This is a genomic window from Devosia sp. (assembly GCF_014860165.1).
In the GTDB taxonomy this organism is placed as follows: Bacteria; Pseudomonadota; Alphaproteobacteria; order Rhizobiales; family Devosiaceae; genus Devosia.
Map to the genome: position 1 here is coordinate 57,931 of NZ_JACZKG010000018.1, position 15,182 is coordinate 73,112.

General features: G+C 59.7%; 13 protein-coding genes. 7 read left to right on the plus strand and 6 right to left on the minus strand.

All coding sequences use genetic code 11. From position 1 onward, the window contains the following. Positions 1 to 55 precede the first annotated feature (55 nt). Positions 56 to 1,036: an ornithine cyclodeaminase family protein gene (locus IH615_RS05040; RefSeq protein ID WP_291360319.1), complete on the minus strand. Its 981-nt coding sequence runs from the start codon at positions 1,034 to 1,036 to the stop codon at positions 56 to 58. A 295-nt stretch (positions 1,037 to 1,331) separates the two neighbouring features. Here IH615_RS05040 and IH615_RS05045 point away from each other — a divergent pair, with 295 nt between their 5' ends. The 5 genes from IH615_RS05045 to IH615_RS05065 all read left to right on the plus strand — a co-directional run bounded on the left by IH615_RS05045 (position 1,332) and on the right by IH615_RS05065 (position 6,240). After that, positions 1,332 to 2,024, plus strand: coding sequence for an SDR family NAD(P)-dependent oxidoreductase (locus IH615_RS05045; RefSeq protein ID WP_291360320.1), 693 nt, complete (start codon positions 1,332 to 1,334; stop codon positions 2,022 to 2,024). Between the two features lie 62 nt (positions 2,025 to 2,086). After that, on the plus strand, positions 2,087 to 3,220 hold the full coding sequence (locus IH615_RS05050) for a threonine synthase (RefSeq protein WP_291360322.1): 1,134 nt from the start codon (positions 2,087 to 2,089) through the stop codon (positions 3,218 to 3,220). Positions 3,221 to 3,238: 18 nt separating this feature from the next. Next, positions 3,239 to 3,889, plus strand: a complete 651-nt coding sequence (locus IH615_RS05055) for a helix-turn-helix transcriptional regulator (protein ID WP_291360324.1) — start codon at positions 3,239 to 3,241, stop codon at positions 3,887 to 3,889. A 76-nt stretch (positions 3,890 to 3,965) separates the two neighbouring features. After that, a complete protein-coding gene (locus tag IH615_RS05060) occupies positions 3,966 to 5,024 on the plus strand; it encodes an aldo/keto reductase (protein ID WP_291360325.1) in 1,059 nt (352 codons plus the stop codon). A gap of 127 nt (positions 5,025 to 5,151) precedes the next feature. Then, positions 5,152 to 6,240, plus strand: coding sequence for an AbrB family transcriptional regulator (locus tag IH615_RS05065; protein WP_291360326.1), 1,089 nt, complete (start codon positions 5,152 to 5,154; stop codon positions 6,238 to 6,240). Positions 6,241 to 6,370: 130 nt separating this feature from the next. Here the strand turns inward: IH615_RS05065 and edd are convergent, their stop codons facing one another. From edd to IH615_RS05090, 5 genes are all read right to left on the minus strand, one after another. Continuing rightward, entirely contained in the window at positions 6,371 to 8,185 is a 1,815-nt protein-coding gene (edd, locus tag IH615_RS05070) for a phosphogluconate dehydratase (protein WP_291360328.1), read from the minus strand. Positions 8,186 to 8,389: 204 nt separating this feature from the next. Further along, complete coding sequence (locus tag IH615_RS05075; protein WP_291360330.1) at positions 8,390 to 9,121, minus strand: amino acid ABC transporter permease; 732 nt, start codon at positions 9,119 to 9,121, stop codon at positions 8,390 to 8,392. 3 nt (positions 9,122 to 9,124) lie between these two features. Beyond that, positions 9,125 to 9,784, minus strand: coding sequence for an amino acid ABC transporter permease (locus tag IH615_RS05080; RefSeq protein ID WP_291360332.1), 660 nt, complete (start codon positions 9,782 to 9,784; stop codon positions 9,125 to 9,127). Positions 9,785 to 9,856: 72 nt separating this feature from the next. After that, positions 9,857 to 10,711, minus strand: a complete 855-nt coding sequence (locus IH615_RS05085) for a transporter substrate-binding domain-containing protein (protein WP_291360334.1) — start codon at positions 10,709 to 10,711, stop codon at positions 9,857 to 9,859. A gap of 78 nt (positions 10,712 to 10,789) precedes the next feature. Next, positions 10,790 to 11,539: an amino acid ABC transporter ATP-binding protein gene (locus IH615_RS05090; protein WP_291360335.1), complete on the minus strand. Its 750-nt coding sequence runs from the start codon at positions 11,537 to 11,539 to the stop codon at positions 10,790 to 10,792. Between the two features lie 154 nt (positions 11,540 to 11,693). Here IH615_RS05090 and IH615_RS05095 point away from each other — a divergent pair, with 154 nt between their 5' ends. Continuing rightward, complete coding sequence (locus tag IH615_RS05095; RefSeq protein ID WP_291360337.1) at positions 11,694 to 12,443, plus strand: GntR family transcriptional regulator; 750 nt, start codon at positions 11,694 to 11,696, stop codon at positions 12,441 to 12,443. A gap of 546 nt (positions 12,444 to 12,989) precedes the next feature. After that, positions 12,990 to 14,972: a methyl-accepting chemotaxis protein gene (locus IH615_RS05100; protein ID WP_291360339.1), complete on the plus strand. Its 1,983-nt coding sequence runs from the start codon at positions 12,990 to 12,992 to the stop codon at positions 14,970 to 14,972. Positions 14,973 to 15,182 lie beyond the last annotated feature (210 nt).

Below are 15,182 nucleotides of genomic sequence, written 5' to 3' on the forward strand. Positions count from 1 at the left end.
GAGATCCAACCGCCCCGCGGCCGCTGTCCAGTGGAGTATTCCAATAGTAGACCAATCACCGACTGTCAAGCGGGGGGCGCGCATTGCCGCTCTCAAAAGGTGTGGCTCCCGCCGTTCCTTGCGAGGTCGAAGCAGCCACGATTTCTCGGGCCAAATACAGGTCCTGGAGGGACAGGCCAGAGCTGTCGAAAACAGTGACTTCACCTGCATCCGCACGCCCCAAATGCGTCCCGCCGAGCACCGCCCCGATTGCTACGATGTCGCGGTCAACTGCAACGTGCTGAAACTCGCCGATAGTACGCGACTGGGAGGGGAGGTCACAGAATAGCGCTGCTCGTGCCAAAAGCTCGGGCGGCAGTTCCTGCTTGCCAACGCCATCGGAGCCCATGCTGGATATGTGAGTGCCCGGGGCAATCCAGTCCGCGTCGAACAACGGCTCGCGAGATGCGGTGGCAGTCACCACGAGATCAGCGCCCCTGCACGCTGGTTCCGGGCGCTCGGGAGTTGCAGGCAGACCTATCTCCCTAAGTCGGCGGACTAGGGCTTCGGTTTTCTCTGCGTTTCGGCCCACGACTGAAATCCTGTTCAGCTTTCGGACGCGGGACAGCGCTTCGACTTCGTAAAATGCTTGATGTCCGGTGCCGAACACAGCGAGCGAACTGGCGTCAGGTCTCGCCAGTGCGTCGGTCGCTACGGCATTTGCGGCGGCCGTCCGGAAGGCGTTGAGGCGGGACCCCTCCACAATCGTTCCTATCCTGCCAAGAGTTTGGTCGAAGAGCAGAATGATTGAACTGTGCCTCGGCATGCCTTGGATGTCGTTAGAGGGGAAATACGAACCGATCTTTAGTCCGGCAAGTTCGGGATTGGAGGCCGACTTCACCGTGAAACGATTGTCCCGCTCGCTGCCGTGGCCAATCACCACGGCGAAGCTGTTCGCGCCCGGCAAGCAGGCGGCAATCAACGCCTCGCGGACCGCTTTGAACGCGAGGGCGTGGCTAACAAGTGCCGAGGACTCGGCCTCCGTGATGTATTTCATGACTGCTTGACGCCTGACTTTAGGGTGAATGCAAGGCTGTGCGAACCACCGTTGCCTGCACGTGACAAATCGTCTATGTCAAGACAAACTGTCAACCCCAAGTTGTGCCGGGCGGGAAGTGCCGTGTCACCCTCGAGAAGACGCATCCTGAAGCCCGATGCATCTCAGGCCTGAGTCAATCCCCGCCCCATTGCCAAAGTCTTCCGTACCGAGCGGGAACTCCGGCCATTCTATCCTACCTAAAGCGAGGCAAAAGTTGAGCAATTCAAGCGCAGTCGGCAGTGGACGCGTAATCTTGATCTCAGGCAGCGATGGTGGAATCGGATCCGCGATCGTTGAGAACCTGTTGACCCACGGGTACCGTGTCAGTCTTGGAGGTCTCGACAAGGCCTCGTTGGAGGGGAAGTTCGGCTCCGAAACTTCCAACAAGACGTTCCACGCGTTCGACGCCTTCGATAAGCAAAGCGCCGTCGACTGGGTGTCACAGACCGTCGAGACCTTTGGCCAGATCGACGGGCTGGTGAACGCCATCGGCGGCGGTGGCCGTGTTGCCATGATGGACGATAACGATCAGGCGCTTGACGATGTTTGGGAACTGTTCGTCAAAACTCCGTTGAGACTGACACGGCTTTGCATGCCTCACCTCGAAAAGAGTGGGCGTGGTCGAGTTGTGAACATCGCATCCCTGGCTTCGAAGCGCATTCGAAACGTCACGGTCGGCTATGGTGTTGCGAAGTTCGCTCAGTTGGGCCTGACGCATGCAACCCGCACCTATGGTTGGGAAAAAGGCGTCCGAGCTACGGCAGTATGCCCAGGGTGGGTCGGGACCGCGAAAAGCATGGCAAAGGCGCCTAACCTGCAGATGCTTCCCGATGATATGACCGATCCCTCCACGATAGCTCACATGGTCAGAACGGCGATCGAGCTGCCCAACAACGCGTCAATGGCCGAAATGATCATTAACTGCGAGTTCGAGGACCTTTTCTAGTGCCCCATCCGCTGCCGTTGCCAAGAGAGCCCGACAGACTGTCACACGCGAGCACTTATTCCATGAGCGATGCATCCTACATCGAACCCGTCGGCGGACAGCGATACCCCATAGACCAGCCGCGTTGGTGCTCCAACGAGGGCCGACCATTGCTCGTCACTCCGTCGTCTGGCATTTCCCGGGACGATCTGGAGACCTCTGACAAGTCGCTCTGGCGCTACCGCGCCGCGCTCCCTGTCGATATCGCAAACCCGATCTCGATGGGGGAGGGCATGACGCCGCTCGTGCAGCGGCAGTGGGAAGACTACCGCCCGTTCTTTAAGCTCGAGTTCTTGAACCCGACCGGCAGCTTCAAGGATCGCGGCACGAGCGTGATGCTTTCCTATCTTCGTCAGTGCGGAGTCCGGTCGATCCTTGAGGACAGTTCCGGGAACGGTGGCTCTTCCGTCGCGGGATACGGGGCGGCCGGCGGCGTTCGCGTCAAGATCCTGACACCAAGCTCCACCTCTCCTGGCAAGATCGCACAGGCACGGGCCTATGGCGCCGAGGTACAGCTTGTCGAGGGACCCCGAGAGGAATCGCAGGCAGAAGCAATTCGCCAATCCGAGCGAACGTTCTACGCCAGCCATAATTGGCAGCCATTCTTTCTCGAGGGAACCAAGACCCTTGCATATGAGCTGTGGGAGGATTTCGGTTTCCGCGTTCCCGACAACATTGTCGTTCCGGTGGGGGCCGGTAGCAGCGTCCTGGGGCTCCACTTCGGTTTTAGGGAACTGATGAAGGCCGGCCAGATCACCAGGCTACCAAGGCTCTTCGTCGCTCAACCGCTCAACTGTTCGCCGATCGACGCCAGCTTCAGAGCGGGCTCGGATCAGGTCGTCGAGCGTCATGTGTCGAAGACGATCGCGGAGGGCGCGTCCATCCGCCAACCGATCCGGCTCAAGCATATCCTTGCGGCGCTGCGCGAGTCCGATGGTGATACGATCGCGGTCACGGAGGGAGAAATTGTCGACGCCCTTCGCAAGTCCTGTGAAAGCGGCTTCTTCATCGAGCCGACCAGCGCGGTCGCTTCCGCAGCGTTCGCCCGCCTGATCGCAAACGGAGCAATCAAGGTTGAAGAAGAGACGGTAGTCATGCTTAGCGGAACAGGACTGAAGGCCGCAACTTCCGTGGTCGACCTGATCCAGACAACCTAGAAATCGTTAGCGAGAGCCATGCCCAAGAACGAGACGGACGCTCAGTCCAAAAGCAAAGAGCGGGAACTGCTGATCCAGCAGGTCAAACAGATCGCCAAGGGCCTGGGTGAGACATTCGCCCCCTTCTGCGAGGTTGTCGTACATGACCTTACGGACCCGGAGCATTCTGTGGTCGATATCCATAACAACCTCTCCCAGCGCTCGGTAGGTGCGCCTGCGACGGAGGTCGGCATCGCCCGCATATCCGATCCGGCCTACCCGCAGGTGATCGCCAACTACTCCAATTCGCTGAGCGACGGGAGGCAGTTGAAGAGCACCTCGATCGGCATCAAGGGGTCCGACGGCGAGTATGTCGCTGCACTTTGCCTGAACCTTGACCTTTCGCTCTTTCAGAACCTGCAGGCAATGCTCGGGCGCTTCGCGAGCGTAGACACCGGCATAGTCGCATCCGAGACGATCCAGACCGGAGGAGCCGACACGATCCGCCTGAAGATCGACGAGTTCGCCGCCGTCCGTGGCACGACTCCTAGATCCCTATCCGTGGATGACCGCAGAGCGATCATCCAAGAACTGAAGTCTGGCGGGTTCCTCGAGATCCGACGCGCGCCGGAGATTATCGCCAGTCACATCGGCATCTCGAGGGCCACCGTCTACGCCAGTTTCAAGTGATCGGAAGCCGGCGTGTCGCAGCTGTAGTCGGTTCAGTCGGCCAGCACCCTGATCGCGTGAGAACTTGGAGAATAAGATGGAATACCGCCAACTGGGGCGATCGGGCCTGAAAGTTTCGACCCTCTCTATAGGGACCATGACCTTCGGTGGCGTTGGTTGGGCAAAGAAGACCGGACAACTCGATGCTCAAGGGGCAAAGAGAGTTGTCGATCTATGTCTCGATGCCGGCGTGAACCTCATAGACACGGCAGACGTGTACTCCAATGGCGCTTCCGAGGAAATCATCGGCGAGGTTCTCGCCGGCAAGCGCAAGAATGGCGTTCTCGTTGCCACGAAGGCTCGATTTCGCATGGGCGAAGGTGTCAACGATGCCGGGTCTTCCCGCCAGCACCTCATCGCGGCCTGCGAGGCAAGTCTGAGGAGGCTCAAGACTGATGTGATCGACCTCTATCAATTGCACGAATGGGATGGTCACACCCCGCTCGAGGAGACGATGGAGGCATTGGACACCCTCGTGCGCCAAGGGAAGGTCCGCTACGTGGGGTGCTCCAACTTCTCCGGATGGCACATAATGAAGGCGCTCGGTGTCAGCGACCGAGACAAGCGACAGAGGTTCGTCAGCCAGCAGATCCACTACACGCTCGAGGCCCGCGAAGCCGAATACGAGCTCCTGCCGATCAGCGTTGATCAGGGTCTTGGCGTGATTATATGGAGCCCGCTCGCGGGTGGTCTGCTCTCAGGCAAGCACCGCCGCGATCAGGCTGCTCCGGAGGGAACGAGACAGTTCGCCGGGTGGACGGAGCCGCCCATCAGAGACGAGAACCGGCTATGGAACATCGTCGATGCGCTGTTGTCGGTCGGGGAAAGGCGGAATGTTTCCGCAGCCCAAGTCGCTCTTGCCTGGCTGATCGGTAGGAAGGTGGTGACCTCCGTCATCATCGGTGGTCGCACGGAAGAACAGTTCGTCGACAACCTGGCTGCCGGCGATCTCGTCCTGACCGCGGAGGAACGCAAGCTCCTCGACGACACCAGCCTTCCGCCACTCCTTTATCCGTATTGGCATCAACGCAACGAGGCAAAGGACCGACTGAGCGCGGCGGACCTCGAACTCATCGCGTCCCACCCGAAGCGGTGATCGTTCTTACCGCCGGACTTCCCGCCATCACGATCATTTGCCAGTTCGCCGGCAGCCCTCGGCTCTCCTCCCGGAGACAGCCGCTGGGTTCCACGCACCAATTCAGAATGAAACGAGATGTCGAGCCATGCCTTCTCCTACTGAAGTGCCCGAGGAAACCGGTCTCGCCCGACTGCCGCGTGTAGTGCAATGGATCGTCTTACTGGGCGTCACGGCCGTTGTGTCTGCGGTGCTCGTTCTTGCCAAGTTCCCTGCCGAATTCTTGATCGGCCCGATGATCGCCGCCGTGCTGGTCGGCGTGAACGGAGCGACCATCCGCCTTCACGGGGCTAGCTTCAACGCTGCGCAGGGCGTGATCGGTGTCCTCGTCGCTGCATCAATCTCCATCGGCATCTTCTCGGCATTCCTCGACGATTGGTACATCTTCCTGGCAGCGGTCGTGGGAACGCTTATCGCATCAAGCGCGCTTGGATGGTTGATCAGCACCTGGAAGATCATGCCGGGGACGACCGGGGTGTGGGGATCGGCCCCGGGCGCTTCAACTGCAATGGTGTTGATGGCCGATGCCTTCGGAGCGGACGCAAGGTTGGTCGCCGTAATGCAGTACCTGAGGGTGATCCTCGTCTCTATCGCGGCGACCATCGTCTCCAAGCTCTGGGTGGCCGCGCCTGCCCTGCCGGTGGATGGGCCACTGTGGTTCCCGCCGATCGACTGGGTGCCTTTCTTATCGACGGTCGCCGTCGTCGTCGCCGGAGGCCTGGGCGGAAGAGCCCTTCGTCTGCCGGCTCCATTCTTCCTCGGCACGTTCTCACTGGCCGTAGCATTGCATCTCGGCGGAGGCGTCTCGTTCCAACTGCCTGAATGGCTGCTCGCCATCAGTTACACAGTCATCGGTTGGACCATCGGACTCAATTTTACACGGCCCATCCTGATCAGGGCGATGCGGACCCTGCCGCAGATCATTGCATCCATCTTGGCGCTAATGGCCGTCTGCGGTGCGATCGCCTGGATCCTGGTGCAAGTCTTCGACATCGATCCACTTACCGCATACCTCGCCACTAGTCCCGGAGGTCTGGACTCCGTGGCCATCATCGCCGCCGCGTCGAAGACGGTAGACATGTCTTTTGTCATGAGCCTTCAGTTGGCTCGATTCCTGATGGTTCTGCTGTTTGGACCGGCTATCTCCAAACTTGTGGCGCGCCACGTTAGGGAATGATACGACCCAACCGGGTTGCAGCACCCTGCGGTCGGTCGCCGTGTCCGAACCGCCGCATCTTTTCCGTTACCGTCCCGATCAGGAAGCGTCGAAGTCGAGATCTTAGACCTTCGATCTCCAATTGGACACCTCACCCAAAGATGCTGGCACCGCGATCCGCGCTTCCCACCAGCGCCCGGAACCCGACGAAAAGTTCGCGCCCCATGCCCTGACGCTCGCGGTGCAGGTCCTCGACAGCCGGCAATCGGGCCTCGAACTCGTGTTCGTCTCCGACGAACATCAGCGTACCGGCGTTCGCGTCTATCGAGATGAGGTCGCCATCGCGGATCTTCGAAATGGCGCCACCGTCTATGGCCTCTGGGGTGACGTGGATGACGGCAGGGACCTTTCCCGACGCGCCGGACATCCGGCCGTCTGTCAGCAGCGCGACCTTGAAGCCGCGATCCTGCAAGACGCCTAGCGGCGGAGTCAGCTTGTGGAGTTCGGGCATACCGACCGCCCGAGGGCCTTGGAAGCGAACCACTGCCACGACGTCGCCGTTGAGGTCGCCGGACTTGAACGCATCCTGCAGTTCCTGCTGGGAATGGAAGATGCGCGCATGTGCCTTGACTATCCTGTTCTCGGGCTTGACCGCTGAGACCTTTATGACAGCCGAGCCCAGATTTCCGCGCAGGAGCTTCAGCCCGCCGTTCTGCGAGAAGGCGGTCGAAGCTGTGGCGAGCACCTTTGGGTTGCCGGACTGAACCGGAGCCGGTTCGAAAGAGAGCTCGCCGTCAAGTAGCTTCGCCTCGACTGTGTAGTTGGAAAGGCCACTACCCCAGACGGTCCTGACGTCCTCGTGCAGGTAACCACTCTCCAGCAGCTCCCGTATCAGAAAGCCCATACCGCCGGCGGAATGGAAGTGGTTCACGTCGGCGGCGCCATTGGGATAGACGCGGGCTAGGAGTGGCACGACGTCCGAAAGCTCAGACATGTCTTGCCAAGTGATCTGGATGCCCGCTGCCGCGGCCATCGCAACGAGGTGCATGGTGTGGTTGGTGGAGCCACCGGTTGCGAGGAGACCGACCAACCCGTTGACGATGGCCTTCTCGTCGACGATGTGGCCGATCGGCGTGTAGTCGTCACCCTGCGCAGTGAGCAGCAGCGCGCGCCTAGTTGCCTCGCGGGTCAGTTCATCCCGCAGCGGCGTGCCGGGATTTACGAAACTTGAACCGGGAAGGTGGAGCCCCATAATCTCCATCAGCATTTGATTGGAGTTGGCCGTGCCGTAGAAGGTGCAGGTGCCGGGAGAGTGGTAGGATTTCGACTCGCTCTCCAGGAGCTCGGCGCGGCCAACCTTGCCCTCGGCATAGAGCTGCCGAACACGGCTCTTCTCGTCATTGGGAAGCCCCGAAGTCATCGGACCAGCCGGGATAAATATGCCCGGGAGATGTCCGAAGCTCAGTGCCCCGATAAGCAGGCCCGGCACGATTTTGTCGCAAACCCCCAAGAAGACCGCAGCATCGAACATGTTGTGACTTAAAGCGATGGCGGTAGACATCGCGATTACGTCGCGAGAGAACAACGACAGGTCCATGCCAGGCTGACCCTGGGTGACACCATCGCACATTGCCGGCACGCCGCCCGCCACCTGGGCCGTCGCACCGCTGGCGCGGGCCGCTTCTTTAATGAGGTCGGGATAGAGCTGGTACGGCTGGTGCGCCGAGAGCATGTCGTTGTACGACGTGACGATGCCCAGGTTCAGCGACTTGTTGCCGGCAAGGGCCGCTTTTTCCGTTGGCGAGCACGCAGCAAAGCCATGGGCGAGGTTGCCGCAAGATAGCACGGAGCGATTGACGCCCGCTTCGCGCGCGGTATCGAGGCGATCGAGATAGTCGCGACGGCTGTCTCGACTGCGCGTTGCGATGGTGTCGGTCACGTCTAGGATCGCTTTGCGGACGAACATTGTGTCTCCTGATTTAAGCCAATGCCCGCGTCCGCGACCGGACAAGTCGTTTCGCTCTGGGCGTGACGGCTGAAACGACAACGGGAGCGGGGACGGCTTGTTACGGAGGCGGCACGGCGCCCCGAGTGCAATCCGATGCCACCGCGCTCGGTCAGGGCGACGGCATCGAAAGGAAGCTTCCGGGTAACGGTTTTGCTGCCGAATTCAGGTCCGGCCGTCGAGCGGGCCCACAGGGGAAAGTACGCCTGCCAGCGGCCTTGTAACGTCCTTCACAGGTGCACGATGCTTGTTGAAGTGACGTTCGACCCAGCTGCCGCCCCGTGAAATCAGCCAACAGAGGACGAAGTAGACAAGGAGTATGAAGCCATAGACCAGGAAAGCAGGACTTTTGCCCGTCGAGATGGTCGTCTGTTCGATAATTACCTGTCCAGACCTGAAGAGTTCGTAGGCGCCCACGACCGCCCCGAGCGACGATGACTGCACCCAGGCCGTTATAAGGCTGATGTAAGGTGGAAGGATCACCGGCATGGCCTGCGGGATGATGATCAGCAGCAGGCCCTTCCAACCACTCAAGCCGAACGCCCTGGCCGCTTCCAACTGTCCTGTAGGCACCGCTAGCAGCCCTGCGCGAATGACATGGGAGCCGTTTGCACCACCCCAAAGCGATACAGCAAGCGTTGCGGACCAGAAGGGATCCAGGGCGAGGCCAGTTCTCGGCATCACGAAATAGATGAGAAACACCGTCACGATAAGCGGAACATCTCGAAGTATCTCGACCAGGAGTTGAAACGGACGCCTGACCAGCGGCGATCGGATAGATAGTCCGACGGCGAACAGGATCGCGCAGAACGTCGCTCCCAATACGACGGCTAGGGAAAGTCGAAGGGTCGTCAGAAACCCGGCCAGTAAGAAGCCGCTGTACTCAAGAAGCAGCATTGCTCACCTCCCCCCGTAAGGTCGGTCGAGCCGACGTTGCAGAACACTGCCGAGCCCGGAGACGGTAAACACGCACATCAGGTAGATCGCACAGATTGAAGCAAACATCTCGATCACCCGGAAGTCATAAGCCACACGCTCGACGGCAACGAATGTCAGCTCGACGAGGCCGATGGCTTGAAGGTATGCCGAATTCTTCACCGTGCTGACGATGGTGTTCATCATTGATGGCAGTGCGGAGCGCAGTGCTATTGGCAGGACGACGAACAGCGCATGATGCAAGCGTCCAAGACCGAGTGACCCCGATGCGTCGTTGACCCCGGTTGGAACCGACGCTAACCCGGCCCGAATGTTCTCTATATGGAAAGCGCTCGCCCAAATGCTGAGCGCTGCCACCCCTGACCAAAACACGGAAAGCTTTAGGCCGATGGCAGGGAAGCCGTAGAAAATGAAGAAGATCTGGACAAGATACGGAGTGCCACGGATGAACTCCACGTAGGCAGTCACCAGATATGATGCCGGCTTAAAGCCGCTGGAGCGGATTGTGGAACCGATCACGCCCACGCACAGCGAGAAAAAAATCGCAAGCGTACTAACGGCGATGGTTGTCTGTGCGCCCCTTAACAGGTCCGGTAAAGCACGGAGTATGTAATCAAAGTCCATATCTTCTGTTTCCACACATAAGCGAAATCGTGTCCCGGCGGCCCTGCGCCGGGACACGACCAAAGACTTAGCTTACTTCCGCATCTCGGCTTCCGGCGGTGCGTCGTTTTCGAAATTCTTGATCATCAGTTCGATGAGGCCTGGGTTGTCCACGAAGTTGGGCACGACGCCGGCGTGGAACTTGTCGGCCTTCATCTTCGCGATGGCTGCGTCCAGGAACGCAAGCAATTCAGGCTGGTTCTTGCTAATGCCAATACCGTTGGCACCCAGGTCAAACCCCTCCTCCAGCACCCGCAACTCCGGATTGTTGGAAGCGATCGTAGCGATCACCTCACCGTCACCGGCGTACGCATCAGCGCGGCCTTGCAGCAACGACTGCAGGCTGTCGGCGGTAGTGTTCAACTGCATTACTTCGGTATCGGGCATGTTCGCTTCAAACCACCGCGCCTGGGAGCCGCCCTTGTTCCCCAGGACTGTCTTGCCGGCGAGATCTGCAAGAGTCTGTATCGGACTGTCCTTCGGAACCACGATGCTGCTGGTACCCCAGTAATAGCTGTGGGTGAAATCGACCACTTCCGCGCGGGTCTGGGTCTTTCCCAGGGTGGCTAGGACGAGGTCGATCTTGTCCGCCTCCAGTGAGGGGATTCGAGCCTCGCTCGTCACACACGTCAGTTCCGCCTTGTCAGGCGAGCCGAAGGCGTAGACGGCGATCTGCTTTGCCATCTCCACTTCGATGCCGATAGGCTGGCCATCCGGACCGGAGAAGCCGAACGGAGGGGTGTCGCACTTGACGCCGATACGGAGGACGCCAGCGTCCTGGATATCCTGTGGCAGCGGCGGGAGCTCTTGGGCCTGGACCCAAATACTCTGCGAAAGCAGGGCGGCGGCAATCACGCAAAAGGCGGATGCAGTCTTAGTAAGTTTCATGTCCCATTCCCTTGTTATGCGTCGTCGTCGACGCTCCTTTCTTCGCCCAGCGACTTGGTAGTCCTAAGCAGAAGCTCCTCAATGAAGGATCTGCCGAAGGAATTTCCTGGTGCGCTCCTCCTCGGGTGTGTCGAAGAACTTGTTAGGTGGCGCGATCTCCACGATCTTGCCTTCGTCCATGAAGACGACGCGATCTGCCACCTGTCGCGCGAAGCCCATCTCGTGGGTCACGCAAATCATTGTCATGCCGTCGGCCGCGAGCTGGGCCATGGTATCGAGAACCTCTCTCACGAGCTCCGGATCCAAGGCCGATGTCGGCTCGTCGAAAAGCATCACTTTCGGGTTCATGCAAAGGGATCGAGCAATCGCCACGCGCTGCTGCTGACCGCCGGAAAGCTGGCTCGGATAGAAGTTAGCCTTCTCCGGAATGCGAACCCGCTCGAGGTAGCGCATCGCCAGCTCTTCGGCCTCCTTCCGCTCGATGCCCTTCACCCACCTCGGCGCGATCGTGCAGTTCTCGAGGATCGTCAGGTGGGGATACAGGTTGAAGTTCTGGAAGACCATTCCAACCTGCTGACGCACACGGCTTATGTTTTTCCGGTTGTCGTTGAGCTCGATCCCGTTGACCTGAATCTCGCCCGTCTGATGCTTTTCCAGCCGGTTGATGCACCGGATCATCGTGGACTTGCCGGAGCCAGACGGCCCGCAGACGACGATCTTCTCACCTTCCGAGACGCTGACACTGACGTCGTTCAGCACGTGCAGGGACCCGAACCACTTGTTTACGCCGCTCAGCTGAACATAAGGCCCGGAATTCACATCGGTCATGAACTACCCCCAACACTGTCCCGCCTCATGTCGGACGGTCGTGGTCTACTACTGGATTACTCCAAGGCTATATCAATGTCGTTTTCCCTTGCAACATCTTTTTGCGCGAGCGTCGGATAAAGGTATATCTGGAGAGTGTTCGCTGGAGCCGTCTATGATCGAGAAGCAGTCCAAGGTACCCGTATATCTACAGGTTCAACGCTTCATCGAGGATCTGATCGAGGGTGCCGACTACGGCCCCGGGGACCACATTCCATCGGAGCGGGCGTTGGCGGATCAGCTCGACGTCAACAGGCTCACGGTTAGAAAAGCCATCGATCGGCTGGTCTCCCATGGCCGGCTTGAGCGGAACAGCACCAACGGAACCAGGATCCCCGAACCCCGGCTCAACCGACATGTCGAGCCCAGCCCAAATTTCGGCAGCCTCACCCGGGCAATCCAGCTGAACGGAGGCAAGCCCAGCAGCAAGCTCCTGCATTTCGAGCTCGCGAAGGCAAAGGACTCGATCGCCAGCAACCTGGCCATCCCGGTCGACGACGATATACTGGTCATCCGTCGGCTATGGCGCGTTGACGACGTGCCGATCATCATAGAGACGAGTTACATCCCTGCAGCTACCGTTCCAGGTCTCGGCGCCGAGGATCTGATCGCAGGCCAGTCACTGTACGAGATACTACGTGAGCGCTATGGCATCGTCGCGGCGACGAGCAATAGGACCATCTCAGTACACGTCCCGACGAGTTTCGAAGAGGCGACACTTATGCTGCCTCCGCACTCTTCGACGCTGCTGATGAGGCTGATTGTCGAGGATGCAAACCGGCGTCCTATCGAATACGTGCGTTCCGTGAACCATCCGGTCCATGTGAACTTCCAGACGGCGCCGCAGGCTTCGGACAAGTCCTGACGCACCAACGCCACGTCGCGTCGAACGTTAGATAGAGCCCCTCATACTCTGGTCTCTCCGCACCAAATTCGCCACTTGGGCGCGCGATCAGTTGCGCGCCGTCGTTCCACGAGCGGGCATTATTGAATCGGAAAGACATTCCGTCCAGTATGTGACAAAATGTCTATTCGATGGAGAAGATGCATGCGAGCGTACGAGTGGATCGTCCATTCAATGGCCGCGCCGGAAGGCAGGCGCGACCCGGCGTGTGTCCGTCCCTTATCGGAATCAGCTCCGCTTCCTCACTGTGACGAGTGAGGTGTCGGCCGGCGGGCGTCCAAACCTCCCTGGTCGTCCCGCCGGCTTCGACCCAGACGACCAAAGTTGGCGTTCCCAGAAAAATCAACGCCCGCGCGTCTCCGGCCGACGCGACGTCCCCTGTTTGAATGGGTTTGATCGTCCGACAGGTCGGGCCGCGGCACAGTCGTACACGGGTAACTGAACAACCAGCATTTGCTACGAAGGACAGACATGCGCAAGTTCGCGGGACTTCTCCGGAACATCAAGATGACCACCGCGATCGTCGTGCTGGTCATCCTATCCATTACCGGCTCGATCGCCGCGGTTTCAACGGCCATCTACCTTAACCTTCATCGACAGGCATTCGAGGTCGGCAAGCAGCAACAGGGCACCAATCTCAGCGTAGCTGCGACGATTCTCGAACGCCGACTTACCGGTTCCGTCTTGAGTTGGACCGAAGGGGGAGATCTCGAGGCGTTTGTCACCTGGAGTTCCGACCTCCCGCCGTTCGAAGACACCGAGATGATCGATTCCGTAACGCGCGTAACCAGGCAGGACGCCACCATCTACGCCGTGGACGCAGCCACTGGGAGCCTGGTTAGCAAAACTACCAGCCTCACATCGTCATCCGGCGCGAGACTTACAGAAGTCCCGCTCGATCCGACAAGCGCACCGTTCGCATCGCTGATGGCAGGCACTCGTTTCGTAGGTGAAGTCGATCTCGACGGACGAAATTTCTTCGGTGCCTTTCAGCCGATACAGAAGAAGAGCGGAGAGCTGTTGGGAGCGCTCTTCGTCGGCACCCCCATTGCGAGCGTCGAGGCTTCGGCCAATGGGATCGTGGTACCAATCGCGACTGTCGGCGGTGGAGTGACCGTGGTTCTGATCGCAGTCGGCCTGATGCTTGCGCGGCTGATAACCCGACCGATCCCGCTACTCGCGAAATCGATGAGCCAGATCGCTAAAGGGGACTACGCGATCGACGTCCCATACACGCGAACCGGCAACGAAGTCGGCGAGATGGCACGGGCCGTGGAAGTCTTCCGCGAGAACGGTCTGCGTGTCAGCCAGATGATCCAGGCCGAGGAGGCCAGGCTCATCTCTGACCAGGAAGATCGCAAGGTCATGATGGTTGAGCTGCAGAAGGCGTTCGGACAAGTGGTCGAAGCCGCCGCCGCCGGCAATTTCAAACGCCAGGTGACGATCGAGTTTCCGGACCCGGAACTCAACGGGTTGGCAAGTAGCGTGAACGGTCTTGTGTCGACCTTCGACCGAAGTGTCAGCGAGATCGGTCGAGTGCTGGGAGGTATTGCGAACACCGACCTGACCTTGCGCATGTCTGGCGAATATGACGGTGCGTTCGCCCAACTCAAGAACGACGTCAACGCGGTCGCGGAACGCCTGACCGAAGTCGTCGGTAGACTGCGCAGCACGTCAGGATCACTGAAGATCGCCACCAGCGAGATCCTTGCAGGCTCCAACGACCTGTCGGACCGAACCGTGAAGCAGGCCAGCACGATCGAAGAAACCTCCGCTGCAATGGAACAGCTCGCCAGAACCGTCCAGGAGAATTCGGTGCAGGCCCACGACGCCAACGAGATGTCCAAAGCGGTGAGCCGGACAGCCGAGGACGGGGGCGCGGTGATGGAAGAGGCGACGCGGGCCATGGAGAAAATCTCTTCGTCCTCCAACCGCATATCCAACATTATCGGCATGATCGACGACATCGCATTCCAGACCAACCTCCTCGCGTTGAATGCCTCCGTCGAGGCGGCCAGGGCCGGTGATGCCGGTAAAGGCTTCGCTGTGGTGGCAGTCGAGGTTCGCCGCCTGGCACAATCGGCGGCCCAGGCTTCGGCGGAGGTCAAGAACCTGGTCGACGAAAGCCTGCAGGACGTCGCCACTGGCGGGAAGCTCGTACTAGAAGCAGCGGGCAAGCTGACGTCGATGCGGGATGGTGCCAGATCGACCTCTGACCAGATGGAACGCATTGCCAAGAACAGCCGCAGCCAGGCGTCAGCAATAGATGAAATCTCGGCCGCCGTGCGACAGCTCGACCTCATGACCCAGCACAATGTGGCGCTGGTTGAAGAGACCAGCGCGGCGATCGAGCAGACAGAGGCCCAAGCGACGGAGCTCGACCGCATCGTCGACGTATTCCGCATCGCCGAAACGGAACCACGGCCGACTGAGGTTCGCGGGGCCCGCGTCTTGCAGCTGCAACTGTCGAAAATGAAGACAGCGATATAGCTGGCAACTTCGGACGGCAAACCGAGTCGTTGGACATTGGTGTAGACCGGAGACGCTTCGAGCGCCTCCGGTCGCATACTTTTGTGACTCTGGCACGCGGGTTCGGAACGGCTCAAAGTGTGAGCCTTAATCCGGACTTGGAGCGTCCAGAAGGCACCGCTGGCGCCGCAAGGAACCGTTCACTGCCTTCGGCCCTACCAAGATTTCGGG